Annotated in this window: 22 protein-coding genes; 20 read left to right on the top strand and 2 right to left on the bottom strand. The window is 65.7% G+C overall.

What is annotated here, in order from left to right:
* The first annotated feature begins 94 nt into the window (after nucleotides 1–94).
* Nucleotides 95–274 (top strand): hypothetical protein, encoded by a 180-nt coding sequence (locus CMASS_RS07935; RefSeq protein ID WP_022863219.1) that lies wholly within the window; start codon nucleotides 95–97, stop codon nucleotides 272–274.
* A 50-nt stretch (nucleotides 275–324) separates the two neighbouring features.
* Nucleotides 325–735: a nucleoside-diphosphate kinase gene (gene ndk, locus CMASS_RS07930; protein ID WP_022863220.1), complete on the top strand. Its 411-nt coding sequence runs from the start codon at nucleotides 325–327 to the stop codon at nucleotides 733–735.
* A gap of 68 nt (nucleotides 736–803) precedes the next feature.
* On the opposite strand, the gene CMASS_RS07925 is transcribed toward ndk, so the two are convergent.
* A complete protein-coding gene (locus tag CMASS_RS07925) occupies nucleotides 804–1,340 on the bottom strand; it encodes a hypothetical protein (protein WP_022863221.1) in 537 nt (178 codons plus the stop codon).
* A 493-nt stretch (nucleotides 1,341–1,833) separates the two neighbouring features.
* On the opposite strand from CMASS_RS07925, the gene CMASS_RS07920 reads away from it, so the two are divergent.
* The 16 genes from CMASS_RS07920 (at nucleotide 1,834) to CMASS_RS07845 (ending at nucleotide 21,074) form a co-directional block, all read left to right on the top strand.
* Entirely contained in the window at nucleotides 1,834–5,700 is a 3,867-nt protein-coding gene (locus CMASS_RS07920; RefSeq protein ID WP_022863222.1) for a translation initiation factor IF-2 N-terminal domain-containing protein, read from the top strand.
* Between the two features lie 263 nt (nucleotides 5,701–5,963).
* Nucleotides 5,964–6,269, top strand: coding sequence for a 50S ribosomal protein L21 (gene rplU / locus CMASS_RS07915; RefSeq protein ID WP_022863223.1), 306 nt, complete (start codon nucleotides 5,964–5,966; stop codon nucleotides 6,267–6,269).
* Between the two features lie 44 nt (nucleotides 6,270–6,313).
* Complete coding sequence (rpmA, locus tag CMASS_RS07910; protein WP_022863224.1) at nucleotides 6,314–6,610, top strand: 50S ribosomal protein L27; 297 nt, start codon at nucleotides 6,314–6,316, stop codon at nucleotides 6,608–6,610.
* A gap of 178 nt (nucleotides 6,611–6,788) precedes the next feature.
* Nucleotides 6,789–8,321, top strand: a complete 1,533-nt coding sequence (obgE, locus tag CMASS_RS07905; RefSeq protein WP_022863225.1) for a GTPase ObgE — start codon at nucleotides 6,789–6,791, stop codon at nucleotides 8,319–8,321.
* Nucleotides 8,322–8,479: 158 nt separating this feature from the next.
* Nucleotides 8,480–10,144 (top strand): SpaH/EbpB family LPXTG-anchored major pilin, encoded by a 1,665-nt coding sequence (locus CMASS_RS07900; RefSeq protein ID WP_022863226.1) that lies wholly within the window; start codon nucleotides 8,480–8,482, stop codon nucleotides 10,142–10,144.
* Nucleotides 10,145–10,152: 8 nt separating this feature from the next.
* Nucleotides 10,153–11,106, top strand: a complete 954-nt coding sequence (locus CMASS_RS07895) for a class C sortase (RefSeq protein WP_022863227.1) — start codon at nucleotides 10,153–10,155, stop codon at nucleotides 11,104–11,106.
* On the top strand, nucleotides 11,099–12,007 hold the full coding sequence (locus tag CMASS_RS07890) for a class C sortase (protein WP_022863228.1): 909 nt from the start codon (nucleotides 11,099–11,101) through the stop codon (nucleotides 12,005–12,007). Before CMASS_RS07895 ends, CMASS_RS07890 begins: the two co-directional genes overlap by 8 nt.
* A 26-nt stretch (nucleotides 12,008–12,033) precedes the next feature.
* Nucleotides 12,034–13,290, top strand: coding sequence for a glutamate 5-kinase (gene proB, locus CMASS_RS07885; RefSeq protein ID WP_027018715.1), 1,257 nt, complete (start codon nucleotides 12,034–12,036; stop codon nucleotides 13,288–13,290).
* 15 nt (nucleotides 13,291–13,305) lie between these two features.
* The gene (locus tag CMASS_RS07880) at nucleotides 13,306–14,244 is read left to right on the top strand and encodes a D-isomer specific 2-hydroxyacid dehydrogenase family protein (protein ID WP_022863230.1); all 939 of its coding nucleotides are present in this window, start codon (nucleotides 13,306–13,308) and stop codon (nucleotides 14,242–14,244) included.
* 49 nt (nucleotides 14,245–14,293) lie between these two features.
* Nucleotides 14,294–15,592: a glutamate-5-semialdehyde dehydrogenase gene (locus CMASS_RS07875; RefSeq protein WP_022863231.1), complete on the top strand. Its 1,299-nt coding sequence runs from the start codon at nucleotides 14,294–14,296 to the stop codon at nucleotides 15,590–15,592.
* A 41-nt stretch (nucleotides 15,593–15,633) separates the two neighbouring features.
* Complete coding sequence (gene nadD, locus CMASS_RS07870; protein ID WP_022863232.1) at nucleotides 15,634–16,254, top strand: nicotinate-nucleotide adenylyltransferase; 621 nt, start codon at nucleotides 15,634–15,636, stop codon at nucleotides 16,252–16,254.
* A gap of 145 nt (nucleotides 16,255–16,399) precedes the next feature.
* On the top strand, nucleotides 16,400–16,873 hold the full coding sequence (gene rsfS / locus CMASS_RS07865; RefSeq protein ID WP_027018717.1) for a ribosome silencing factor: 474 nt from the start codon (nucleotides 16,400–16,402) through the stop codon (nucleotides 16,871–16,873).
* A 7-nt stretch (nucleotides 16,874–16,880) separates the two neighbouring features.
* The gene (locus tag CMASS_RS07860; RefSeq protein WP_022863234.1) at nucleotides 16,881–17,579 is read left to right on the top strand and encodes a histidine phosphatase family protein; all 699 of its coding nucleotides are present in this window, start codon (nucleotides 16,881–16,883) and stop codon (nucleotides 17,577–17,579) included.
* On the top strand, nucleotides 17,579–18,475 hold the full coding sequence (locus CMASS_RS07855) for a DegV family protein (RefSeq protein WP_022863235.1): 897 nt from the start codon (nucleotides 17,579–17,581) through the stop codon (nucleotides 18,473–18,475). Before CMASS_RS07860 ends, CMASS_RS07855 begins: the two co-directional genes overlap by 1 nt.
* A 152-nt stretch (nucleotides 18,476–18,627) precedes the next feature.
* Nucleotides 18,628–19,407, top strand: coding sequence for a ComEA family DNA-binding protein (locus CMASS_RS07850; protein WP_022863236.1), 780 nt, complete (start codon nucleotides 18,628–18,630; stop codon nucleotides 19,405–19,407).
* Nucleotides 19,404–21,074 carry a ComEC/Rec2 family competence protein gene (locus tag CMASS_RS07845; protein WP_022863237.1) on the top strand — a complete coding sequence of 557 codons (1,671 nt, stop codon included), beginning with the start codon at nucleotides 19,404–19,406 and terminating at the stop codon, nucleotides 21,072–21,074. Before CMASS_RS07850 ends, CMASS_RS07845 begins: the two co-directional genes overlap by 4 nt.
* On the opposite strand, the gene CMASS_RS07840 is transcribed toward CMASS_RS07845, so the two are convergent.
* Nucleotides 21,071–21,412, bottom strand: a complete 342-nt coding sequence (locus CMASS_RS07840) for a hypothetical protein (RefSeq protein ID WP_022863238.1) — start codon at nucleotides 21,410–21,412, stop codon at nucleotides 21,071–21,073. The genes CMASS_RS07845 and CMASS_RS07840 overlap by 4 nt on opposite strands.
* Nucleotides 21,413–21,630: 218 nt before the next feature.
* Between CMASS_RS07840 and holA the strand changes: the two genes are divergently transcribed.
* Nucleotides 21,631–22,596, top strand: a complete 966-nt coding sequence (holA, locus tag CMASS_RS07835) for a DNA polymerase III subunit delta (protein ID WP_022863239.1) — start codon at nucleotides 21,631–21,633, stop codon at nucleotides 22,594–22,596.
* 52 nt (nucleotides 22,597–22,648) lie between these two features.
* Complete coding sequence (locus CMASS_RS07830; protein ID WP_022863240.1) at nucleotides 22,649–23,293, top strand: LysE family translocator; 645 nt, start codon at nucleotides 22,649–22,651, stop codon at nucleotides 23,291–23,293.
* Nucleotides 23,294–23,332: the final 39 nt, after the last annotated feature.

Raw genomic sequence — 23,332 nt, 5'->3', positions numbered from 1 at the left:
GCACAGGCGGGAAAACGCCCCCTTCAACCTAGCCCACCCGGGCCCGGCCCGCAGGGCGAAAAGAGGCTACCGCTTACCGATAGGATGGGCCACCATGCGCTTTGTTTTGTACGGCCTGTCGGCCCTTTTGTGCATCGCCACGCTCGTGCTGCGAATGACCGGCCAACCGGCGTGGATGGCCGTCGTCTGTGTGGTAGGTGCGGGCGTGTTTCTGGCGTGGGGGATTGCGCGCGATGTGCGCAGCGGGAAGATTGAGACCCGCCGGCCGAATTGAGTGGCGCCCTCACCACGTGAGCACGCCGCGCGTTCGGTAGCATGCCAACCATGACTGAACGTACTCTCATCCTCATCAAGCCGGACGGCGTGCAGAACGGCCACGTCGGTGAAATCATCTCCCGCATCGAGCGCAAGGGCCTGAAGCTTGCGGCTCTGGATCTGCGCACCGCAGACCGCGAGACCGCCGAGAAGCACTACGCCGAGCACGCGGACAAGCCGTTCTACGGCGAGCTGGTCGACTTCATCACTTCCGCGCCGCTTATCGCTGGCATCGTCGAGGGCGAGCGTGCCATCGACGCGTGGCGTCAGCTGGCCGGCGGCACCGACCCGGTCTCCAAGGCCACCCCGGGCACCATCCGCGGCGACTTCGCCCTTTCCGTGGCGGAGAACATCGTGCACGGCTCCGACTCGCCGGAGTCCGCTGAGCGCGAGATCGGCATCTGGTTCCCGAACCTGTAAAAGACGCGTAAGCGTCCGCACCTTCGCCCCGGGTTTATCTACCCGGGGCTTTGTCGTTTTGCGGAGTTTTACCGCCTGCGTGCGGTGTCGATACAGCGGATACCGTCTTCGGTGATGGCGACCTGCCACTTGGTGGGGTCATCGAAAAGCCCTGCGCCCTGCAGCGTGACGATGCCCTCCTTCCGCAACGAAAGCAGCGGCTCTTTGAGGTCTTTGACGTCGAGCTCCATTAAGCGCGCAAGCTGTTTTGGATTGAGTTCCACCCCGGGTCCGCAGCCGGTGGCTACGAGGGCATTAATAAGCCGCTGGTGCTGTTCTACGGCCTCGATACGCTCGGTGGTGACGCCTTCCAAAGAACCGGCAGCCAGGACGCGCGCTACGCGCCGGCGCGGGATTGTGTAGGCCTTGCGGTAGGTCACCCACGCCGCGAACGTGAAGGCGGCGGCGTTGGTGACGCCTCCTACAACGGGGCCAGCCGCGGCGGGGAGCGTCATGCTGTCAGTGAGGTGAGCCGTTGCGTGATCGAGAAAGTTGGATAGCGGGCTGATGATGAGCGGGGCAAATACCGCTGCGTACGCGACGTTGGGGTAATCGCCCTTGCGCATATCCGTCGCACTAGCGACGTGGCCTTTATGAGCAGTCTTCCGGTGGTACACCGTGAAACCCAGCACTGTGAGTACCGTGCATATTCCTGCCAGCACCCACGCACCGCTAAAAAGAGCCGGAAACGCAAATCCCGCCGGTACCGTAAACCACAGAAATTCTTGCCAGCTCAGCTGGTTCCGTTGGCGCCAGTCGCTGACTGAGTACGCAGCGCGGGCCGACACCCCGCCGTGTTTGTCCGAACGTACGTCAGGTCGCGTCTCGTGCTGGGGCTCGGGCTTTTCCATCAGTGGGGACTCTAACACCTGCCGCAGGGCGGAGATATGTCAAAATGGGGCAGGTCCACCCCGGGAAATGGTGGGCGACAACTTCATACACGCAGTACCGAGATTTTTACACGCTACGGCCCTGTGCGGCGGCGATACGGCAGAGACACAAACGAACTGCCTGTCAGCGCCCGGGGTGAAAAGAAGATAGAACTTTAAGGAGTGGCCCATGGCTGCTAAGAAGACAGAAACTAAGAAAGCGGCACGGAAGTCGGGGGCAAAGAAGGCCTCGGCGTCGCAGGCGATGGGGGCTAAGGCGTGGGAGTCCGCCGCGTCTTTTGCTGCGAAGATCAATCGTGATGAGCTGCCGGCTAAGACGCGCGTGCACGCCCTAGCCAAGCAATTGGGCATCGCGTCCAAGCAGCTGGTGAGCATCCTGGCCGACCAGGGTGTGAAGAAGATGGCGCAGTCCACGCTGACGCCAGACCAAGTGGGCGACGTGCTCGACCACATCGCAGCGCAGGCGCAGCAGGATGATGCCGGAGCCAAGCCGGCCAAGAAGGCGGACGCCAAGAAAAAGTCCTCCGCGAAGAAGGTCGCGAAAAAATCTGCAGCGAAGAAGGCGGAAAAGCCGGCGAAGAAGTCCACAGCAAAGAACGCGGCGGCAGAAGAATCGAACGCGGCGGACGAGGAAGCCGCTAACGAGAACGCGCAGCAGGAAGAGGCGGCGCAGACCGAAAAGCCGGCGCGCCGCCGCAAGCGCCGGGCGACGAAGAAGTCTGCACCGCGTGCGCAGGCTCGCAAGGTTGAGGCCGCAGACGCCGAACAGGCGACCGCCGACGACGAGGCAGCCACCACCGGCGGTAGCACCACTGACGATGCCGCCGCGGACGCCGATACCGCCGCCATTGCCGAAGAAAAGCTGCGCACGCGCGTGCGCAAGAACGTGGCCAACGAGTTGTCGCAGATCCGCGAGAAGGTGGATGCGGAGCTGTCCGAGGGCGGGGCGGAGACCGCAGACGCGAACGCCAGCGTCAATGCAGATTCCGCGGATGACGAGTCCGAGGACACGAAGCTGCGCTTGCACGTGCGCAATAACGTGGCCAACGAGATCGCGCAGATTGAAAAGCGGGTCGAGGAGGAGCTCGCGGCAGAAGAAGACGACTCCTTCAACGATGAGTCCTACCCGGTCATCCTCCCGGGTGCCCCGGGGTCGGATGAGGGAGAAGACGCAGGCTCTGGCGATGCGAACGCGGACGCAGACGCGGACGCGGATTGGGATGCGGCCGATTCCGACTCCGACTCCGAGCGGGAGGACACCGACGGCTACGACTACGCCCCAATTTTCCTGGCCCCGACGGTGGATGACGGTCCGACGGGGGAGGGCGACGCCGACGAGGACTACGACGACGAGGTCGACGAGGCGCTCGACGCTGTCGTGGCCGCTGCGGAAAACTCCGACAACCAAGGCGGGCGCCGGCGCCGCGGGCGCCGCGGCACCTCGCGGGGCAGGGGAGCCGCCAAGGGATCCGCGAAGGGCGCATTCCAGAGCACCGGCAAGGACGAGCCCGCGCGCGACGACAACGGCGTGGAGATCATCGACGAGCCCAAAGCCATCCGCGGCTCCACCCGCATTGAGGCGCGCCGCCGCCGGCGGGCGGAGATGCGCGACCGCGGGCGCGAGCGCACCCACATCGTCTCCCAGGCGGAGTTCCTCGCGCGCCGGGAGTCGGTGGAGCGGCTCATGGTGGTCCGCGATCGCAAGCGTGACGATGGCCCGGGCCTTATCACCCAGGTCGGCGTCTTGGAGGACGGGCTGCTCGTCGAGCACTTCGTGACCTCGGAGGCGCAGGCGTCCATCATCGGCAATATCTACTTGGGTCGGGTGCAAAACGTACTGCCGTCGATGGAGGCGGCGTTCGTGGACATCGGCACTGGCCGCAACGGCGTGCTCTACGCAGGTGACTTTGACTGGCGCGGCACCGGCCTGGGAGGTCGTGCGCGCAAGATCGAAAACGCGCTGAAGTCGGGTGACCAGGTTCTGGTCCAGGTGTCCAAGGATCCGCTGGGGCACAAGGGCGCGCGCCTGACCACGCAGATTTCCCTCGCTGGCCGTTTCTTGGTGTACGTGCCGAAGGGGAAAAACGCCGGCATTTCGCGCAAGCTGCCGGCCCCGGAGCGCAAGCGTTTGAAGGACATCTTGGGCCGCGTGGTGCCGGACGACGGCGGCGCCATCATCCGTACAGCCGCGGAAAACGTCTCGGAGGAGGCCATCGCCACTGACGTGCGCCGCCTGCACGATCGGTGGGAAGACATTCGCGCGACCGCAAAGAAGGAAAAGGAGTCCAAGGGCGCGAAACCGGTTGCTCTCTACGAGGAGCCGGACATGCTCATCAAGGTCGTGCGCGACCTGTTCAACGAGGACTTCAACAAGCTCATCGTGGATGGCAAGCGCGCCTACAACACGGTGGACGCGTACGTGAATTCGATGGCGCCGGACCTGTCCGACCGCGTGGTGCGCTTCGACCGCCGGGCCCACGATGGCGACGATGCGTTCGCGGCCTACCGCGTGGAGGAGCAGCTGCACAAGGCGCTGTCCCGGAAGGTGTGGCTGCCGTCGGGCGGCACGCTGGTCATTGACCGCACCGAGGCGATGACCGTTATCGACGTCAACACCGGCAAGTTCACCGGCTCGGGCGGCAACCTGGAAGAGACGGTGACCAAGAACAACCTGGAGGCGGCAGAGGAGATCGTCCGCCAGATGCGCCTGCGCGATCTGGGCGGAATGATCGTGGTCGATTTTATCGATATGGTGCTGCCGGAAAACCAGGAGCTGGTGCTGCGCCGCCTGAAGGAGGCGTGGGGCCGGGACCGCACCCGCCACCAAGTCTCCGAGGTCACCTCACTGGGCCTGGTGCAGATGACCCGCAAGCGTCTGGGCACCGGTTTGTTGGAGACCTTCTCCACCGAGTGCGAGCACTGCCACGGCCGCGGCATCATCGTCCACGACGACCCGGTCGACGAGGCCGAGGATTCCGGCCTGGGTGCCGGGGCACAGCACGGCGCATCGCGTGACGATGATTCCCGCAACCGCCGCGGCAGCCGCAGCGACCGCAACGACCGTGGCGACCGCAACGGCCGCAAGGATCGAAAAGAACGGCGGGATCAGCGGGATCACCGGGATCACCGGGACCGGCGGGATAAGGATCAAAAGAAGGGCCGGAAGCACGCGCCGCACGGCCTCGATGACACCCACGAGTCCGCGCCTTCTGGGGCAAATACTTCCGGGGCGGATACCTCTATTGAGGACCTGGCGGATAGCGTCATCGGCAAGCGTGGCGATGACACCCAGAAGTGCAAGCGCCGCGGGAAGAAGGGCTCGCGCAACGCTGACGCGGTCTCGGAGATTGAGTCGATCGCCCACGCCGCGGTGGAAACGGCGATGGATGCAGAAAAGGCCGAAGGTGGCGACGACGCGGCCCGCGCTGAGGACGCGGGCAACGCCCAGACCTATGAGGAGGCCGTCGCCGAGTTCGAGCGCTCGCCGCGCCGCAAGCGCCGCACCCGCGGCAACTCGCGGTCCGATCGCCGCCCGCGGCCGGAGGACTTCGAGCACGCCGACGGCTCCGCGGCCGATGAGGCGGACTCCCGTGGCGACGACGAACCGGCTGCGGAAAGCTCCAGGCGCGAAGATCGCCCGGCGGGTGCGCGGCGGCGCCGTCGTCGTGCGGTGCGCCAGGCGGCGCGCCGGGCACGCCGCGGCTCGCAGCAGGACGCTGCCGACTGGGACGAGACTGGTCAGGAGGGCGCCGGCGACGGTGCCCTCCGTGGCCAGCGCGGTGGCGAGGACAAGGACCGCGACGCCAACGACGGCAAGGACGCGTCGTCTCGTCGGCGTCGCGGGCGGCGCCGGGCCACCCGCTCGTCGCGGAAGGGCAGCGGCGAGCAGCCCGCGTCGCAGGACCGGCAGGGACAGCGTTCCGCTGCCGGTTCCCGGGGCCGAAACGGCAGCGGTAAGAAGGCTGATCGCGATGCCGCGAACGATTCCCGCCGGCCGAAGCGCCGCGGCCGCCGGCGCGCCACGCGGCGCGACTAAGTAGTCGTTTTCTTGCGCCCTCGGTGCCGCGTGGCGGTGCCGAGGGGTAAGAACGCGGCATGATAAGCGCAGTTTGTCTTTTCTTCCGGTGTCAAGGTAGTCTTTGACAGTCGCTGTTTAGGCATCGAGTGCGCTGCGCCCTGTCCGGGGTTGGATGCATGCTTGCGCTTGGCCTGAACGCATGTAGTTCGTTTGTCCATTCAGGAGAAGCACCTGGATTAAGGCGCGGCTCCTGAGCCGAGTTAGATAAGGGGTAACCCTCTATGTACGCGATCGTCAAGACCGGCGGCAAGCAGTACAAGGTTGCCGAAGGTGACCTCGTCAAGGTCGAGAAGATCGAGGGTGAGCCGGGTTCCACCGTGGCTCTCACCCCGGTTCTGCTCGTCGATGGCGCCGATGTCAAGTCCAAGGCAGATGATCTCGCCAACGTCAAGGTCGACGCTGAAATCGTCGAGCACGGCAAGGGTAAGAAGATCAGCATGATGAAGTACAAGAACAAGACCGGTTACAAGCGCCGCCTGGGCCACCGTCAGCCGGTTACCACCGTCAAGATCACTGGGATCAAGTAAGACCCGCCCACGGTCTTACAGCCATTCCTTGAGGAGGGAAACCAATGGCAACTAAGAAGGGTGCATCCAGCTCCAACAACGGTCGTGACTCCGAGGCAAAGCGCCTGGGCGTCAAGCGCTTCGGCGGCCAGCAGGTCAACGCCGGTGAGATCCTGGTCCGCCAGCGCGGCACCAAGTTCCACCCGGGTGAGAACGTCGGCCGCGGTGGCGACGACACCCTGTTCGCTCTCGCAGCGGGCGCGGTGAAGTTCACCACCAAGCGCAACCGTCGCACCGTGAACATCGTTCCGGCCACGGAAGCTGCTGAGCCGGCTCCGTCCGCAGCCGAGGCAACTGCCTAACTAAGCGGACCGATTGGGACCCCTCCGGGCGTCGTCACTGGCGGCGCGTGGAGGGGTTTCGTGTATCCGCACCACCAACTCGAGCACCATCACCCCAAGCGGGTACATTGACCACTGTTGAAGGCCATGGGGACACGGCGCAGGGATTGCCGCGTGCTCGCGAGGAGAGGATTGAATTATGGCTCGGTTCATTGACCGCGTTGTTCTACACCTGCAAGCGGGCGACGGCGGACACGGCTGTGCCTCCGTGGCCCGGGAAAAGTACAAGCCGCTCGGCGGCCCCGATGGTGGCAACGGCGGTCACGGCGGCGACATCGTGCTCGAGGTGTCCAACCAGGTCCACACCCTGATGGACTTCCACTACCACCCGCACATCAAGTCGCAGCGCGGCGGCAACGGAGGCGGCGACAACTGCAACGGCGCCCGCGGTGAGGACCTCGTCCTCGAGGTCCCGGTGGGTACCGTCGTGCACGACGATAAGGGGGAGGTGCTCGCTGATCTCACCGTGCCGGGCACCCGGTTCATCGCCGCGGAGGGCGGCTTCGGCGGTTTGGGCAACCGCGTGCTGGCCAACCATCGCCGCAAGGTCCCCGGCTTTGCCCTCAAGGGTGAGCCGGGGCAGGCCCGCGACTTGGTGCTCGAGCTGAAGTCGGTGGCGGACGTCGGGCTCGTGGGCTTTCCCTCGGCGGGTAAGTCCTCGCTTATTTCGGTGTTGTCCGCAGCCCGCCCGAAGATCGCGGACTACCCGTTTACCACCCTGACGCCGAACCTGGGCGTGGTCGACTTGGGCGATGACTCGTACACGATTGCCGATGTCCCGGGGCTCATCCCAGGTGCCGCCGAGGGCCGTGGCCTGGGCCTGGACTTTTTGCGCCACATCGAGCGCACCGCGGTTCTGGTGCACGTGGTGGACACCGCCAGCATTGAGCCGGGCCGCGATCCGGTCTCGGACATTGAGGCGCTGGAAGAAGAGCTGGCGAAGTACCAGTCGGCCCTAGATGCAGACACGGGTCTGGGCGACTTGCGGGAGCGCCCGCGCGTGGTGGTGCTCAACAAGGCGGACGTGCCGGAGGCCGAGGAGCTCGCCGAGTTCGTCAAAGGCGACCTGGAAGAAAAATTCGGCTGGCCGGTGTTCATCATCTCCGCCGTCGCGCGCCAGGGGTTGGATCCGCTGAAGTACGCACTGCTGGACATCGTCAAGCAGGATCGCGCACGCCGCCCGAAGCAGAAGGCGGATAAGAAGCACACCATCATCCACCCCAAGGTAGCGGGCAGGAAGTCCCAAGGCGCGCACCTCGACTTCACTGTGCGCAAGGATCCGCAGGTCGAAGGCGGCTTCATCGTCACCGGCGAGAAGTTGGACCGCTGGATCGAGCAGACTGACTTCGAGAACGAGGAGGCTGTGGGCTACCTGGCCGACCGGCTGAACAAGGCCGGTATTGAGGATGAGCTGCGCCGCCAGGGCGCGGTCGAAGGTGCCCCGGTAACCATCAGCGACATCACCTTCGAGTGGGAGCCAATGGCCGGCGGCGGCGATCCCACAGCCACCCGCCGTGGCCAGGACGCCCGCCTGCAAGGCACCACCCGTGCGTCCGCCGCGGAGCGCAAACGCGCATCCCAGGCACGCCGTGGTCTGGTCGACGAGTACGACTACGGTCAGGACGAACACGTCACGCGCGAGGGCGCTAACCGCGACCGGTGGCAGGGGTAGGGGTCACGTCACTTTAATCTTGAAATCCCGGGGAGGGGACTCTATATTTATGTCCCAGAAGGAATTAAGAATACCCTGAGTGGGCGCGTGGAAAAGGCTGATTGCGCCCCGGGGTCGTATTCCTCTTTCACGTTCGAGCTCTCACAGATAGAGGGCTTATGTCGCGTCTCCGTTCCAAGATCGCTGCTCTGTGCGCCACCTCCACCGTTGCATTCGCCGGTGTGACCGCTCTGGGGGTTCCCGCCCTCGCACAGGAAACCACTTCCGAAACCTCGCCCGCCGAGACCACCTCCGAGACCGCCCCGGCCGAATCCGAGGCCGCCGGTGACGGCACCATGACCGTCGAGAAAGAAGACGGCGACCAGGTCAAGGTCAACCCCCGCCTGATCGACCCCAACAAGCAGGTCGACCTGCACATTCGTAAGATCATCGGCGACCCGACCGGCGGTGACACCCCGGCTGACGATGCCAAGCCGGGCGTCGGCATCACCTTCAACGTCCAGCGCATCAAGGGTATCGACCTCACCACCCAGGCAGGCTGGGCGAAGGTCAGTGCGCTGGCAAAGGCGACCGACGACAACCGCAGCCTGCTCTCGGATTGGAAGGCCGGCAAAAAGCCGACCGACAGCGCGTTCGCTGACTTGGAGTTGGGCGAGGCGAAGGACGTCACCACCGATAGCAACGGTGAGGCGACCGCTTCCTTCGACGGTCAGGGCGCTTTCGTGGTCACGGAGAAGCAGTCCAACGGCTACACCGTCGCTCAGCCGTTCATCGTCACCCTGCCGTACCCGGCGGACGACGGTCAGTGGGCGTACGAGCGGACCGTCTACCCGAAGAACCAGAACGTGGTTCCGACCAAGGACGTTGACGCCAACGACAAGGGACTGGGACAGAACCTGCGCTACACCATCAACGCCCCGGTCCCGGCTGGTGTCATCGACCGCTTCAACGTCGTCGACCCGGTGGACTCCGAGCACCTGAAGCTGCAGAATGACAATATCGAGGTGACCACCACCTCTGAGGACGTCCAGCTCACTCGTGACACGGACTACACCGTGTCCACGGGGGACAACACGCTGCGGGTCAACTTCACCGATGCTGGCCGCAAGAAGCTCCAGGATGCGCGTAAGGATCACCCGGACTTCGCGGTGAAGGTGTCCTTCGACGCGCAGGTCATCAAAATTCCGGAAGCGGACGGCAAGATCAACAACACCGGTGAGATCGAGCTGCCGAACGGCGCAACCGTAGATACCGACACTCAGGATGAGGACGGCAAGGATCAGCCGACGCAGGCTACCTTCGGCGATCTGACGGTGACCAAGACCTCGGCAGATGCTGAGGACAAGCCGGACGCCCTTGCTGGCGCCGAGTTCGAGGTCTACCGCTGTGAGCAGCAGGGTGAGAACAAGTGGGAGACCGTCGGTGAGGCCATCGAGGTCTCCCCGGACGGTACCGTGAACCTGGAAAACCACCTGACCACGGCGGTGGGGAAGAACGACGCCGATGAGGACGCTGCGATGGCGACCGCCCACGGTCTGCCCGTCACCACCCACGGCGGTGTGAACGGCACCGAGTCGATTGACTACTGCGTCATCGAGACCAAGGCGCCGGAAGGCTTCGTCCGAAACCCGGAGGTCCACCACGCGACCGTGCAGGGCGACAACATCCGCAAGCTCGCGGTCTCCGTGGAAAACCAGCGCAGCAACTTCCTGAACCAGCTGCCGGCCACCGGTGCGTGGGGCATCGTCTTGGTGTTCCTGCTGGGCCTGGGTCTCCTGGCACGCGGCCTGTACACCAGCCGTCGTGACCGCCAGACCGCCTAAGGAGGCGCGTGGCTAACCGCACGCACGACACCGCGCAACGCCGCCGGTCAGAGCACTCCAGCTCCCGGCGGCGTCGCCGTAGGTCCCGGTCGACTATCTACCTCATCCTGGCGATAGTGGTCTTCCTCGTTCCCGTGGTGCTCACGCACCTGCAAAACAACGAGCAACACCGCGTGGCCGAGGAATTTAGTCGCTCGGTAGAACAGCTGGCGCCAGATGAGCGCAATGGCATGCTTGAGCGGGCCCGGGAGTACAACGACCGCCTGCCCGAGTTCGGTGCGCCCGACCCGTGGATGTACGGGCCGGATACCAACTCGGAGGCGTATCAGGACTACCTCAACCAGCTAAACGTCAACTCCGTCATGGCGCGCGTGCAGGTGCCGTCGGTGGGCATCGATCTGCCGATTTACCATGGCACCTCCACGTCGGCGCTCGCGCACGGCGTGGGCCACCTCTACGGCACGGCCCTGCCCGTGGGCGGGGAGGGGACCCACTCGGTGCTCACCGCGCACACGGGCATGAGCACCCTGACCATGTTCGACAACCTCACCCACGTCAAAAAGGGCGACGACATCATCATCGACGTCGCTGGGGAGAAGCTCGCCTACCGCGTCGACCATATCCAGAAGGTGTTGCCCACCCAGGTGGAAAACATCCGCCCAGAGGTGGGCAAGGACTACGTCACTCTGGTGACGTGCACGCCCTACGGGTTCAACACCCACCGCCTGCTGGTGCGCGGTGAGCGCATCGATGAGCCGGAGCACATCCAACGCGAATATCGCAGTCCCTGGCAGCTATGGATGACGCTCGCCGTTGGAATCGCGGTACTCATCCTGCTGTACCTGTTGTGGCGCTGGTTCGCCGACCGTCGGCGTGACAAACGGGAACGCGAGCGTGAGGCTCGCGAACGCCAACACGAACGCGAAGCGCGCGGTGAGAATCGCGGGGAGAACCATGGGTAAGCACGCGCAGTCTCATGCTCAGCAAACAGCGGCGTCGGAAGCGGCCGGGGCCGCCCGGCCGGCAAAGAAGAAAAAGCGCTCGCTGCCGGGCATTGTGTGGATTCTGCTCGGCATCGTCACGCTGCTCTACCCAATCGTGGCCACGTTGTACAACGACTACCAGCTGGACAAGCGGGCGGAGTCGTACGCCGACAAGGTCGAGCAGATCGAGCCGGACGAGCGCACCCGCGAGTACCTGGACGGCGCCCACGAGTATAACGACTGGCTGGACGCCCAGGGCCATCACGCCATGCCGCCGGAGCCCGGCTCGCCCGGGTTCGACCGGTACATGAAGACCCTCGATGCGCCGGAGACTGACGGGGTCATTGCGCGCCTGCGCATTCCGTCCATCGACGTGGACCTGCCCGTGTACCACACGACGCATTCGTCGGTGCTCTACAACGGCGCGGGCCACATGTTCGGCAGCGACCTGCCGGTCGGCGGCAAGGGGACGAACTCGGTCATTTCTGCGCACACCGGCATGGTCGATGCCTCCATGTTCGACAACCTGCCGCGTATCAAAGACGGCGCGGACGTCTACGTCGAAGTGATGGGGCAGCGGCTGCGCTACACCATCACCGGGCGCGTGGTGGTCCGGCCGGGCGACTACGACGCGGTGACCTACGAGGAAGACCGCGACAAGCTCACCCTCATCACGTGCACGCCGTACGGCCTGAACACCAATCGCCTGCTCGTGGTGGCCGATCGTGCCGACCCGGTCGGCGACGCGGACAAGGGCGGGTGGCGGCCGACGCTGAGCTGGTGGATGATCCTTGACCTCCTGGTCATCCTCATCGTGCTGCTGATTATCGCCTACCGCGAGTGGAAGAAGCGGCGGAAGAATAAAGACGCTGAAAGTTGATCCATCGCCTCGTATGATCGTCTGGCATGACTAGCGATCAAGGTAATCCCTACGAGCCACCGGCTGAGTCCGACCGTCCGCTACCGCTTTCGCCCTATGACGATCAGGCGCCTGAAACCCCCTTCCCGGCGCCCACCGCCATGGCCGAGGACTCCCTGGCCATGGGCCACGAGTCACCGCTGCGTGAGGAGATCCAAAACGCCAAGCGCATCGTGGTGAAGATTGGCTCGTCTTCGCTGACCGGCGATAACTTCGCCGCCGCGCCGGAAAAGATCGACCGCATCGTCGATGCCATCCAGGCGCGCATGGAAGTCTCTGACGTCGTGCTGGTCTCCTCCGGTGCCGTCGCCGCCGGTATGCGCCCGCTGGGACTAAGCCAGCGCCCGACTGACCTGGCCACCAAGCAGGCGGCCGCCGCGGCCGGCCAGGTCCACCTGGCCTACGAGTGGTCCCGCTCTTTCGCGCGCTATGGCCGTTCGGTGGGGCAGGTTCTGCTTACCGCCTCCGATGCGGGGCGCCGCGATCGGGCGCGTAATGCGAAGCGAACCATCGACAAGCTGCTGCACCTGCGCGCGGTCCCGATCGTGAACGAGAACGACACCGTGGCCACCTCCGAGATGCAGTTCGGCGACAACGACCGCCTCTCGGCGCTCGTGGCCCACCTCATCGGTGCCGACGCACTCTTCCTGTTCTCCGACGTCGACGGCCTCTACGACAAGAACCCGGCGGAGCCGGACGCGAAGTTCGTTCCTGAGGTGCGTACCGGCAAGGACTTGAAGGGCGTCGCGGCTGGCGACGGCGGCAAGGTTGGCACCGGCGGCATGGCCTCCAAGGTCTCGGCGGCGCGGCTGGCCGCCCGCGGCGGCGTGCCGGTCCTTTTGACCTCTGCGGAAAACATCGGCCCGGCGCTGGAAGATAGCCGCATGGGCACCGTCTTCCACACTCGCGAGGAACGCCGCCTGTCCGCCTGGAAGTTCTGGGCGCTCTACACCGCCGACTCGGGCGGCACGCTGCGCCTCGACCAGGGTGCGGAAGAGGCCGTGACCAAGGGCGGCAACTCGCTGCTCGCGGTCGGTATTACCGAGGTCGACGGCGAGTTCCGCGCCGGCGAAATCGTGGACATCGTCGGCCCGGAGTCGAAGATCATCGGCCGCGGCGAGGTCAATTTCGACTCCAGTACCTTGCGCAAGATCATGGGTCGGCGCACCGAGGATCTCGATCCGGAGTTCCAGCGCGCGGTGGTCCACGCGGACTACCTGTCCAACTACGCCTCCCGCCTGTAGGAAGAGGTTATTTCGGTGAAGTTTTTCATGGGGCCCCACATCTGGGACGAGACCGTCGAGGACATCGTCGCCGCCGGCCACGAGCGTGTCGATGACCTGTCTCAGGCCGACGTTTTCGTCTTCACCTCCTCCAACCCGGAGGACTTCCCGGACAAGCTGCCGGACAACATCCAGTTCGTCCAGCACTGCTTTACGGGCGTGGAGGGATTGATTGATGCCGGGCTTATCACCGAAGACGGCATTCCGTGGGCGAATACGGCCGGTGCCTTCGCCACCCCGGTTGCAGAGATGGGGCTGATGCTGCTTTTGGCCCAGGCGCACCGCCAGAAGGAGGTCACCCGCGCTGCCTCCTTTGACGTTGCCGGGCATGCCGACCGCACGCAGCAGTGGCTGTACAGCAACCTGCACCGCGGAAAGAAGAAGCTGGTCATCTTCGGCGCTGGTGGCATTGGCAAAGAGTTCATTCGGCTCATTGAGCCCTTCGACATGGAGGTCATCGCCGTCAACCGCTCCGGTCGTGAGGTCGAGGGCGCAGACCAGACGGTGAAGATGGCCGATGCCGACGCGTTGTGGGAGACCGCGGACATCGTCGTGCTCGTGTTGCCGCTGACCGCGGAGACCGAGGGCATCGTCGATGCGGAAAAGCTCACGGCGATGAAGGACAGTGCGATTTTGGTCAACATCGGCCGCGGCAAGCTCATCAACACAGATGACTTGGTCGAGGCGTTAAAGAACGACGAGATCGCCGGCGCCGCTCTCGAGGTCACCGATCCGGAACCGCTGCCGGACGATCACCCGTTGTGGGCGATGGACAACTGCACCATCAGCCCGCACATCGGCGCCTCCTTCCGCGTGGCGCGCCTGCACGTGGGCAAGACCGCTGCGGCAAACATGGACGCGTTTGAGCGCGGCGAGGAGATGCCGACGCAGGTCGATCCGTCAGCCGGTTATTAGAAAAATTTATTCCCCGGGGCCACCGGATTGGTTATGTACACTCGGCCGCATGACTGATTATGCGAATGAGTTGACCCCTGAACGTGAAGCTGAGCGCACCGAGGTCTTGGATAAGGCCCGTGCGGCGAAGCAAGTGGCGGCCACTTTCGCACAGCTGACCACGCCGCGCAAGAACGAGATTCTGGAGCAGGCGGCCCAGGATCTCATCGACAACACCGCGGCAATTCTGGAAGCCAACAAGCAGGACTTGGAGGCCGGCAAGGAGCGTGGCCTGTCCGAGTCGCTGCTGGACCGGCTGGCGCTCGATGAGGATCGCGTCGCCGGCATTGCCGATGGCCTGCGCCAGGTCGCCGGCCTGCAGGATCCAGTCGGCCAGATCCTCGAGGGCAAGAACATGGACAACGGCATCCAGATGCGCAAGGTGCGCGTCCCGCTGGGTGTCATGGGCATGGTCTACGAGGCGCGCCCCAACGTCACCGTCGACGCCTTCGGCCTGGCGCTTAAGTCCGGCAACGTGCCGCTTCTGCGCGGGTCCAAGTCCGCGCGCAAGTCCAACGAGAAGCTGGTGGAGATCCTCCAAAACACCCTGGAGAAGTTCGACCTGCCGCGCGAGGGCGTGCAGCTGCTGCCGTGCGAGACCCGCGATTCGGTCCAGGACCTCATCACCGCCCGTGGTCTGGTGGACTTGGTCATCCCGCGCGGTGGTGCAGGTCTTATTAACGCCGTGGTCAAGGGCGCGACCGTTCCGGCCATCGAGACCGGCACCGGCAACTGCCACTTCTACATCGACGGCTCCGCGGACATCGATAAGGCCATCGACATGGTCGTCAACGGCAAGACCCGCCGGACGTCCGTGTGCAACTCCACCGAGTGCGTTCTTCTCGATGCCGCGCTTGCCGATGACGTGAAGCTCCGCATCGTCAAGCAGCTGCAGGACGCCGGGGTCACCATCCACGGTGACGTGTCTGAGCTGGAGGGCTTCGGCGTTGAGGGTGCGGTCGAGGCCACCGAGGAGGAGTGGGAGCAGGAGTTCCTCTCCATGGATATTTGCGCTAAGGTGGTCGACGGTGTCGACGGCGCGATTGCGCACATCGGCAAGTACAGCACAGGCCACACCGAGGCCATCGCCGCCCAGGACGCGGACGTGCTGGTGAAGTTCGGCAACGAGGTCGACGCCGCGGCGGTCATGCTCAACGCGTCTACCGCGTTCACCGACGGCGAGGTCTACGGCATGGGTGCGGAAATCGGCATCTCCACCCAGAAGCTGCACGCCCGCGGCCCGATGGCGCTGCCGGAGCTCACCTCCTACAAGTGGATCCTGCAGGGCACCGGCCAGACCCGCCCGTAGAGCCCGGGGCGGAGTAGTCCCTTCCGTATACTTGGGAAACCATGGCTACCACGCGCGACCGCATCGGCATCATGGGCGGCACCTTCGACCCGATCCACCACGGCCACCTCGTGGCGGCGAGCGAAGTTGCCCACCGCTTTTCCCTCGACCAGGTGGTCTTCGTACCCACGGGGCAGCCGTGGCAGAAAGCCGACCGTGATGTCACCGAGGCCGAGCACCGCTATCTCATGACGATGGTGGCCACGGCCTCCAACCCGCGCTTTACGGTCAGCCGCGTCGACATTGACCGCGGTGGGCCGACCTACACCATCGACACGCTCGCGGACATCCGGGAGTTCTACCCCGACGCCGAGCTGTTCTTCATCACCGGCGCGGACGCGCTGGGGTCCATCATGCAGTGGCGCGACTGGGAAGAGATGCTCGACATGGCCCGGTTCGTGGGCGTGACCCGGCCGGGTTATGAGCTGACCAAGGACGCGCTGCCGGCCGACAGCCAGGATTCCATCGACCTCATCGACATCCCGGCGATGGCGATTTCTTCCACCGATTGCCGCAAGCGCGCGGCCGCGGGATACCCGGTGTGGTACCTGGTGCCGGACGGGGTCGTGCAGTACATCGCCAAAAACAAGCTGTACCGGCCCGACTCCGACGAACCGCTGTGAGTTGCGCGGTCCGTCCCGGCATGTGGCTTCACGCGTGCCGTGGACAGTAATATGTGCAGCATGAATGCGTGCGGCGCTTGGGGCGCCCGCGCGGTGACTCGTTGTCGCACAACCACCTGACGTCTACGTCTAGCAAGGGAAGAATTTGTCTGTTACTGACACCGCCCGCCGCATGGCGGAAATTGCAGCGCGCGCAGCCGACGAAAAGCTCGCGGACAACATCCGCGTCGTCGATGTCTCCGACGTACTAGCCATCACCGAAATCTTCGTTATTGCCTCGGCCGATAACGAGCGCCAGGTGCGCTCCGTGGTTGATGAGATCGACGAGGAGCTGTCCGCGGAAGGCTTCGAGCCGAAGCGCCGCGAGGGCAATCGCGAAAACCGCTGGGTGCTGCTGGATTACGGCAACATCGTCGTCCATGTCCAGCGCGATAGCGAGCGCGACTACTACGGGCTGGACCGTCTGTACCACGACTGCCCGGTTATTGAGGTGGAGGGCATCGACACGCCGGAGTCCGTCGGCGCTTGGGGCGAGGATGGCGTGTTGCCGCGCGACGCCGAGAGCCAGGACGATCTCTCGCTGGCGCAGCGCGCGCCGGGCGAGGACGAGGAGTTTTAGCCTCGTCATGAGCCGTCGTCTTTTCCTCATCCGCCATGGCCAGACCACGTATAACGCGGCTGGCCGCATGCAAGGACACCTCGATACCGATCTCACCGAGACCGGCTACGCCCAGGCGCGCGACGCCGCGGAGCTGATGGTGGGCAAGGGGATTTCCAAGATCGTGGCGTCCACCCTGACGCGCGCAGCCGAGACCGCGCGGGTCATCGGGGAGAAGCTCGGCGTGGACGTGGAACTGGACGACCGCCTGCGCGAGACGCACTTGGGCGAGTGGCAGGGCATGAGCTCCGCGGAGGTGGACGAGGCCTCCCCGGGGGCGCGGGCCATCTGGCGCCACGATCCGACGTGGGCGCCGCCGCAGGGCGAGTCCCGCGTGGCGGTGGCGCGTAGGGCCCGGCCGGTTATCGATGAGCTCATGGCCTCCTTCGACGAGTGGGAGGACTCCGCGGTGCTCGTCGTCGCCCACGGCGGGGCGATTTCCGCGCTGGTCTGCCATCTGCTGGGGCTTGAAGAACAGCAGTACGGCACGCTGTCGGGGCTGAAGAACACCCACTGGGCGCAGCTGACCGCCCGCCCGCGGTTCAACGCGGAGGAGCTGCTGGCGCCGCTGCGCTTTGCCCCGGAGAACGTGGCCGAAGCCAGCTGGTACCTGGACGGCTGGAACATGGGCGCGCACGTCGTCGGTGGGGCAGGGGCGGATCAGTAGTGCCCGTCAAAGTCGTCGTGGACTCGTCTGCGGGTCTGCCCAAAAAGATTGCGCGCGGGCTCGACATCGAGGTCGTGGACCTGCACATGGTGCCCAGCGAAAAGGAGGAGGAAAGTCCTTCTACCTCGGGCCTTACTGCCATTGAACTGGCCGCGCTCTACGGCCGGTTGATGGAACGCTCCCGTCGGCCAGACGCCGGTGGAGACGGGAAGGAAGACGGGGTGGTGGCCCTCCACCTGTCCAAGGAGCTGTCCTCCACGTGGTCCGCCGCCACCACCGCGGCTGGGGTGTTTGATGATTCGGTCCGGCTGGTCGATACCGGAAGTGCGGGCATGGCGGTCGGTGCCGCCGCGATGTCGGCCGCGCGGCTCGCACAGGACGGCGCGAGCGTGGACGAGTGCTACGACATCGCGGTGGACACCCTGGAGCGCGCCCGCACCTGGGTGTACCTCGATTCCACCGAGGAGCTGCGCCGCTCCGGCAGGCTGTCCACTGCCACCGCAGTGTTTACCACCGCGCTGCTTGCCACCAAGCCGATTATGAGCATGCAGTCCGGCCGCCCAGAGCTGGTGGGCAAGACGCGCACGCAGTCGAAGGCGTTTGCCAAGCTCGTCGACCTCGTGGCGGCCGGCGCCGGCGAGGATCCGGCGTTCATCGCCATCCAGCACAACGATGCGCGCGCCGACGCCGGTAACCTGCGCGCGCTGTTAGAAGACGCGCTGCCCAGCGGCACGCTGTTCATCGTGGTGCCGCTGTCGAAGGTCCTGGGCGTGCACGTGGGCCCGGGCGCCATTGCGGTGTCCGCGGTCTATTCCGCGCCGCCGGAGGACAAGCCGAAGGGGAAGCAGCCGGGCGGGTTTGCTAGCCCGTTTGGGACGAAGCGGGCGGAGCGGTAGACGGCCGGATCCGCGCGGCGAACGGGATCGCCTGTGGATAAGTGGCCATTTTCGGGCACAACGCGCGAATTTCGGGCCCGGGGAGGGGAGTTATCCACAGGCGGGCCTTTTACCCCTAGGATTTTCCGCGCCCGGGCCTTAGCGTCACCTGCATGGCGCCCCCACACGTAAGCGACCGCATCCGCGAACTGACCCGACCCACCGGGGAGGAAGATCTCCTCGCCGTCCGATACCCGTCCCTGCGCATCCACGTGCCCGTCCTCCACGCCGTTGTCGTGGTGGTCATTCTTGCCGTCGGTCTTGCGGTGTGGGCGGGGTGTTCCGCCCGTTCCGGCGCGGGCGGCGACCCAGCGGCCGCGGGCGATGGGGGAGGCGGGCAGTTGCCGTCCCTGGAGCTGTCGGCGCACCCGGGTGATGCGACAACGGCGTCCCCTGCGGCCACGAGCGAGCCGACGTCAGTGGTCGTCTCCGTCGTGGGGGACGTCGAGCAGGCTGGGCTTGTCACCCTCGCTCCCGGCGCGCGGGTGGCGGACGCCCTGGCCATTGCGCGTCCGGGAAGCGGCGCCGACATCAACTCGCTCAACCAGGCGCAGTTGCTTGCCGATGGCCAGCAAATCGTCGTCGGCCCTCCCGCCCCGGAGGGGGAGCCGGCGCCGCCGACCGGGGGAAGCTTCGTGGTCGGGGACCAGCCGGGTGGCTCACCGGATGTGGCGCCCAGCGCGGGCGCGGGCGTAAGCGGCGGCCTGATCAATATCAACACCGCCGGTGCCGAGGAGCTGAAGACGCTGAGCGGGGTGGGCGATGTGACCGCCGCGGCGATTGTGTCCTTCCGCGAAGAGCACGGCCCGTTTACTGCGGTGGAGCAACTGTTGGAGGTCTCCGGCATTGGACCGGCCAAGATGGCCCAGCTGGAAGGCAAGGTCACCGTGTGAGGGAGCTGCGCTTAGCGCCCTGCGCCCTCGTGGCGTGGGCGATGGTTATCGCGGTGACGCTGGGGTGCGAGGTCTGGTTCACCGCGCTGGTGGCGGCGGGGGTCGTCGCGCTGTGGATACGTGGCGTGCGCGGGCAGGCCGTGCTGATTGGGGGCGCGGGCGCGCTGGCGCTCGTTACCGCCGCCACGCGCCGGGCGCGGTGGCAGGCCTTTGAGGCCGTCGGGGAGATCACCGGGCGCATAGTGGCGCGGCCTGCCCCGACTGATGCCGGCGGCTGGTACCTCAAGGTCCAGATCCCCGGGTATCCCACGCAGGTGCCCATGTTCGCCGGGGAGCTTTCCGGCGACGCGGCAGTGGGCTCCGTGGTGACCGCGCGCGCTCGCGCGGTAGACGCCGACCGGACGAGTCTTTCCGGGATCGTGCTGAACGCGCGCTCCGCGGACGTGAAGGCACCGCGGGGACTGTACGCGTGGGCCGACGGGGTGGCGGCGAATTTCCGCGGTCTCGTCGAGCAGTGGGTCGGCGAGGCGAGCCAGGGGCTACTTCCGGGCATGGTGTTAGGCGATACCAGCCTCCAGACGGCGGCGGAAAAGCAGCTTTACATCGACACTGGCTTGAGCCACCTCAGCGCGGTCAGCGGGGCGAATATCACGATCGTTACGGCGAGTGCGGCCGTCATTGCCAGCTGGTGCGCGTTCGGCCCGCGTGGGCAGTTCGCCGCGGCGCTAGCGGCCCTCGGCGCCTACGTCTTATTGGTCGGCCCGGAGCCGTCCGTGTTGCGCGCGGCGGTCACGGGAGTAGCCGGGTTGTGCGCCGTGGTGGGGTCGGCGCGGATGGAGCCCATGCACGCGCTGAGCCTGTCGGTCTTCGGCCTCGTGCTGTGGCGCAGCGACCTGGCGGTGGATTTCGGTTTTGCCCTGTCGGTTGCCGCCACCGCCGGGATTGTCGCCTTATCCCCGCTGCTCATCCGCGCGTTAGGACGCACCCGGCTGCCGGCCAGCGTGGTGCGCGCCTTGGCGGTGGCCATCGCTGCGGACGCGGTGACCATCCCGATCGTCGCACTGATGGCCGGCGAGGTGTCGGTGATCTCAGTCTTAGCGAACGTGCTGGTAGCACCCGCGGCCGCGCCGGTGACGCTCGTCGGCCTTATCGCCGCTCTATGCGCGCAGCTGCCGGCACCGCTGGCGGCCGTGGCGGTGCTGCCGGTCAAGGTGATTGAGCCGTGCACGTGGTGGATTCACTTCGTCGCACGGGCCTGCATGCGGCTGCCGGTAGATAAGATTGCGGCCGGCCCGCTGGCCGTGGCGGTAGCCTACGGCTGGGTGGCCGCTGGCCTCATGTATGCCCGCCCCCGCTCGACTGCCGCCGTCACCGTCGCCGCGGTCGCCCTCCTCGCCGGCCGCGGCATCGATCTGCCCCGCGGCGCGCGAGAGATAGAGCTTACCGATAGCAACACCGTCGTGGTGCAGCGGGAGGAGGACATCGACACCCGCGGGCCTTATCCCGGCATCGTCGCCATCATCGTGACCGGGGACGGCGGGGATACAAGACCCCGGGACCGCCCGTCTGTCACCCGCGCCGGGGTGGCCGTGCTGTACCCCGAGCGCGACGGTGAAGTACGCGTGTTCGAAGACGGCACCCAGCGCGCGGCCGACGGGCACTTCTAGCCCTTTATCCGGCAGAGCAAGGTCAAAAAAGACGAAAGCACGAGGCCGCTTCCCACGATCCAAAGAAGGGCCAGGGAGAAGATATCCGTGTCCGATTCGTGCTGAATGCCGTACCAGATACCAGCGGCTGTTAAGACGATTCCGATGAACAGCAAGATAACCTGCCACCGGGAGGAAAAACGCGCCGCAACAAGGGTGACAAGCGTCGAGACTACCGCGACGATTACGGCGACTATGCCCACCCAACTGATACTCACAGGGGCGATCGCGAGCACAGCAAGACCGATGATCCCCACTACGAGTTCCGCCCACGGGCGGCGGACCTTTTCCATTTCCATCGTTGCTACTCCTTCCCAGAGCGAACCAGTTGGTTATCCCGTGAGGGTGGGTATCCATTGGCTGGGATGTGCGGCGGTGACCGCTTCGAAGTAAACGCCGGCGGTCTCGATGCACCCGCCTCTTCGGGGGTCCACGTGGTTCGGGTAGACATTGTGGCAAATAGTTACCATGTCGATGTTTAGTTGGCGGTGGCCGCGAGGGTAGTAGCCTGTACGTCATGCCTTCCTCCGCGGTGCATCTCATTTTGGGCGACGACGAATTCCTCACCGAGCGTGCCCGGCTATCCATCCAGCGCGCCGTGGCTGACAACGCGGGCGCGCAGCCCGAGGTTACCCGGCTGAAAGCCAGCGACGTCACCGAGGGGGAAATCGCGGAGGCGACCAGCCCCTCGCTGTTCGGTGACAACCGCGTTGTCATCATCACCGACGCGGAGCGCGCCGGGAAGGACGCGGTAGCGCACATCCTTTCTGCTGCGAAAGCGCCTGCTCCCGGCATGACCATCGTGGTGGTCTACCACGTCACCGCGAAGACGCTGAAGGGCAAAAAGAAGCCGCCGGAACTGGTGGCCAAGCTCCGCAAGGCGGGCGAGGTCCACGAGGTGTTTTCCCTCCACCCGCGGGATCTGCAGCAGTGGGTGATGCGGGAGTTTCAGTCCCACGGCGTGCGGCCGACCCCGGACGTGGTGCATGCGCTTCTCGATGGCGTCGGGTCCGACCTCCGCGAACTCGCCTCCGCCGTCTCCCAACTCGTGGCGGACACGGGCGGGAATGTCACTCGCGAGGCGGTGCAGCAGTACTACGTCGGCGTGGCCGAGGTGGCCAACTGGGACATTGCCGATGCCGCCGTCGAGGGCAAGGTCGAAGCGGCCGTCGCCTCCTGCCGGCGTGCGCTGCAGCTGGGTGCCTCGCCGGTGGCCATCGCGATGGCGCTGGCGAACAAGGTCGGGGTCATCGCGCGGCTGTATACCGCCCGTGGGGACAACTTCTCCGTGGCCAAGCAGGCTGGTTTGAATCCCTTCGTGGTGAAGATGGCGCAGCCGGTTGCCCGGCGCTGGTCCGGCGCCAACATCACCCAGGCGGTCATCCTCATGGCGGAGCTCGATGCCGAGGTCAAAGGGCAGGGCGGCGAGCCGGAATATGCGGTCGAAGAGGCCGTCCGCCGCATCGCCCGGCTCGCCCGTTAACGTGTAGGGTCATGAGGTCTGAAACAGCGTGCGGCGGGACGGCAGGTTGGCGATGACCCTTTCGGCATATCTCACCGTCCTGATGTTGAACCTAGTCGGCAGTATTTCCCCGGGCCCGGACACCGTCTTGGTCACCCGGCTGGCCACCAAGTCGCGCAGGCATGCCGTAGCGGCGGCGCTCGGCGTACAAACCGGCGCGTTGTGCTGGTTTAGCCTCACCGTCTTCGGCGCTGCTACGGTTCTTTCCACGTTCCCGGAGATTCTCGGGGCGGTGCAGATTGTCGGCGGATCGTTTCTGATTTACATGGGTTCCCGGCTGGTGCGCGGCGGGCTCATCCAGCGCAAGTATCCGCCGGCGAGCCTGGAGGAGGTCGAGGGCGTGTTGGGCCGGCCGATCCGCTCGTATCGCGCGGGCGTGGCCTGCAACCTGTCGAACCCGAAGATTGTGCTCTTTTTGGCCTCGCTCATCGCTCCGCTTCTGCCCGCGCACGCCGGCATCGGCGCGTCCGTGACGCTCATCGCCGGGTTGTCGTTGACCAGCGTCGCGCTCTTCCTCACGCTCGCGGTGGTGGTCTCCACCGCCGCGGTGCGTCGCCGCCTTCTCAAGGCGGGCCCGGGGATCGACATCGGCTCCGGCGCCTTCTTCGTCGTCGCCGGCGCGGCCCTCGTCATCGCCGGTGTTACATCCTTTATCTAGCTGCCGGTACTGGTCTGCGCCGGTTGCGCCTGCGCCGGC

The sequence above is a fragment of the Corynebacterium massiliense DSM 45435 genome, assembly GCF_028609805.1.
Taxonomy (GTDB): domain Bacteria; phylum Actinomycetota; class Actinomycetes; order Mycobacteriales; family Mycobacteriaceae; genus Corynebacterium; species Corynebacterium massiliense.
Note: the sequence above shows the minus strand (reverse complement) of the source record. Positions and strands in the feature narration are given on the sequence as shown.

Coding starts and splice junctions, on each gene's coding strand:
- ndk (WP_022863220.1), top strand. CDS start 325: ATGACTGAACGTACTCTCATCCTCATCAAGCCGGACGGCGTGCAGAAC.
- CMASS_RS07920 (WP_022863222.1), top strand. CDS start 1,834: ATGGCTGCTAAGAAGACAGAAACTAAGAAAGCGGCACGGAAGTCGGGG.
- CMASS_RS07860 (WP_022863234.1), top strand. CDS start 16,881: ATGAGCCGTCGTCTTTTCCTCATCCGCCATGGCCAGACCACGTATAAC.
- CMASS_RS07830 (WP_022863240.1), top strand. CDS start 22,649: ATGACCCTTTCGGCATATCTCACCGTCCTGATGTTGAACCTAGTCGGC.
- CMASS_RS07850 (WP_022863236.1), top strand. CDS start 18,628: ATGGCGCCCCCACACGTAAGCGACCGCATCCGCGAACTGACCCGACCC.
- rplU (WP_022863223.1), top strand. CDS start 5,964: ATGTACGCGATCGTCAAGACCGGCGGCAAGCAGTACAAGGTTGCCGAA.
- proB (WP_027018715.1), top strand. CDS start 12,034: ATGACTAGCGATCAAGGTAATCCCTACGAGCCACCGGCTGAGTCCGAC.
- CMASS_RS07925 (WP_022863221.1), bottom strand. CDS start 1,340: ATGCGCAAGGGCGATTACCCCAACGTCGCGTACGCAGCGGTATTTGCC.
- CMASS_RS07875 (WP_022863231.1), top strand. CDS start 14,294: ATGACTGATTATGCGAATGAGTTGACCCCTGAACGTGAAGCTGAGCGC.
- holA (WP_022863239.1), top strand. CDS start 21,631: ATGCCTTCCTCCGCGGTGCATCTCATTTTGGGCGACGACGAATTCCTC.
- nadD (WP_022863232.1), top strand. CDS start 15,634: ATGGCTACCACGCGCGACCGCATCGGCATCATGGGCGGCACCTTCGAC.
- CMASS_RS07840 (WP_022863238.1), bottom strand. CDS start 21,412: ATGGAAATGGAAAAGGTCCGCCGCCCGTGGGCGGAACTCGTAGTGGGG.
- CMASS_RS07935 (WP_022863219.1), top strand. CDS start 95: ATGCGCTTTGTTTTGTACGGCCTGTCGGCCCTTTTGTGCATCGCCACG.
- obgE (WP_022863225.1), top strand. CDS start 6,789: ATGGCTCGGTTCATTGACCGCGTTGTTCTACACCTGCAAGCGGGCGAC.
- CMASS_RS07890 (WP_022863228.1), top strand. CDS start 11,099: ATGGGTAAGCACGCGCAGTCTCATGCTCAGCAAACAGCGGCGTCGGAA.
- rpmA (WP_022863224.1), top strand. CDS start 6,314: ATGGCAACTAAGAAGGGTGCATCCAGCTCCAACAACGGTCGTGACTCC.
- CMASS_RS07900 (WP_022863226.1), top strand. CDS start 8,480: ATGTCGCGTCTCCGTTCCAAGATCGCTGCTCTGTGCGCCACCTCCACC.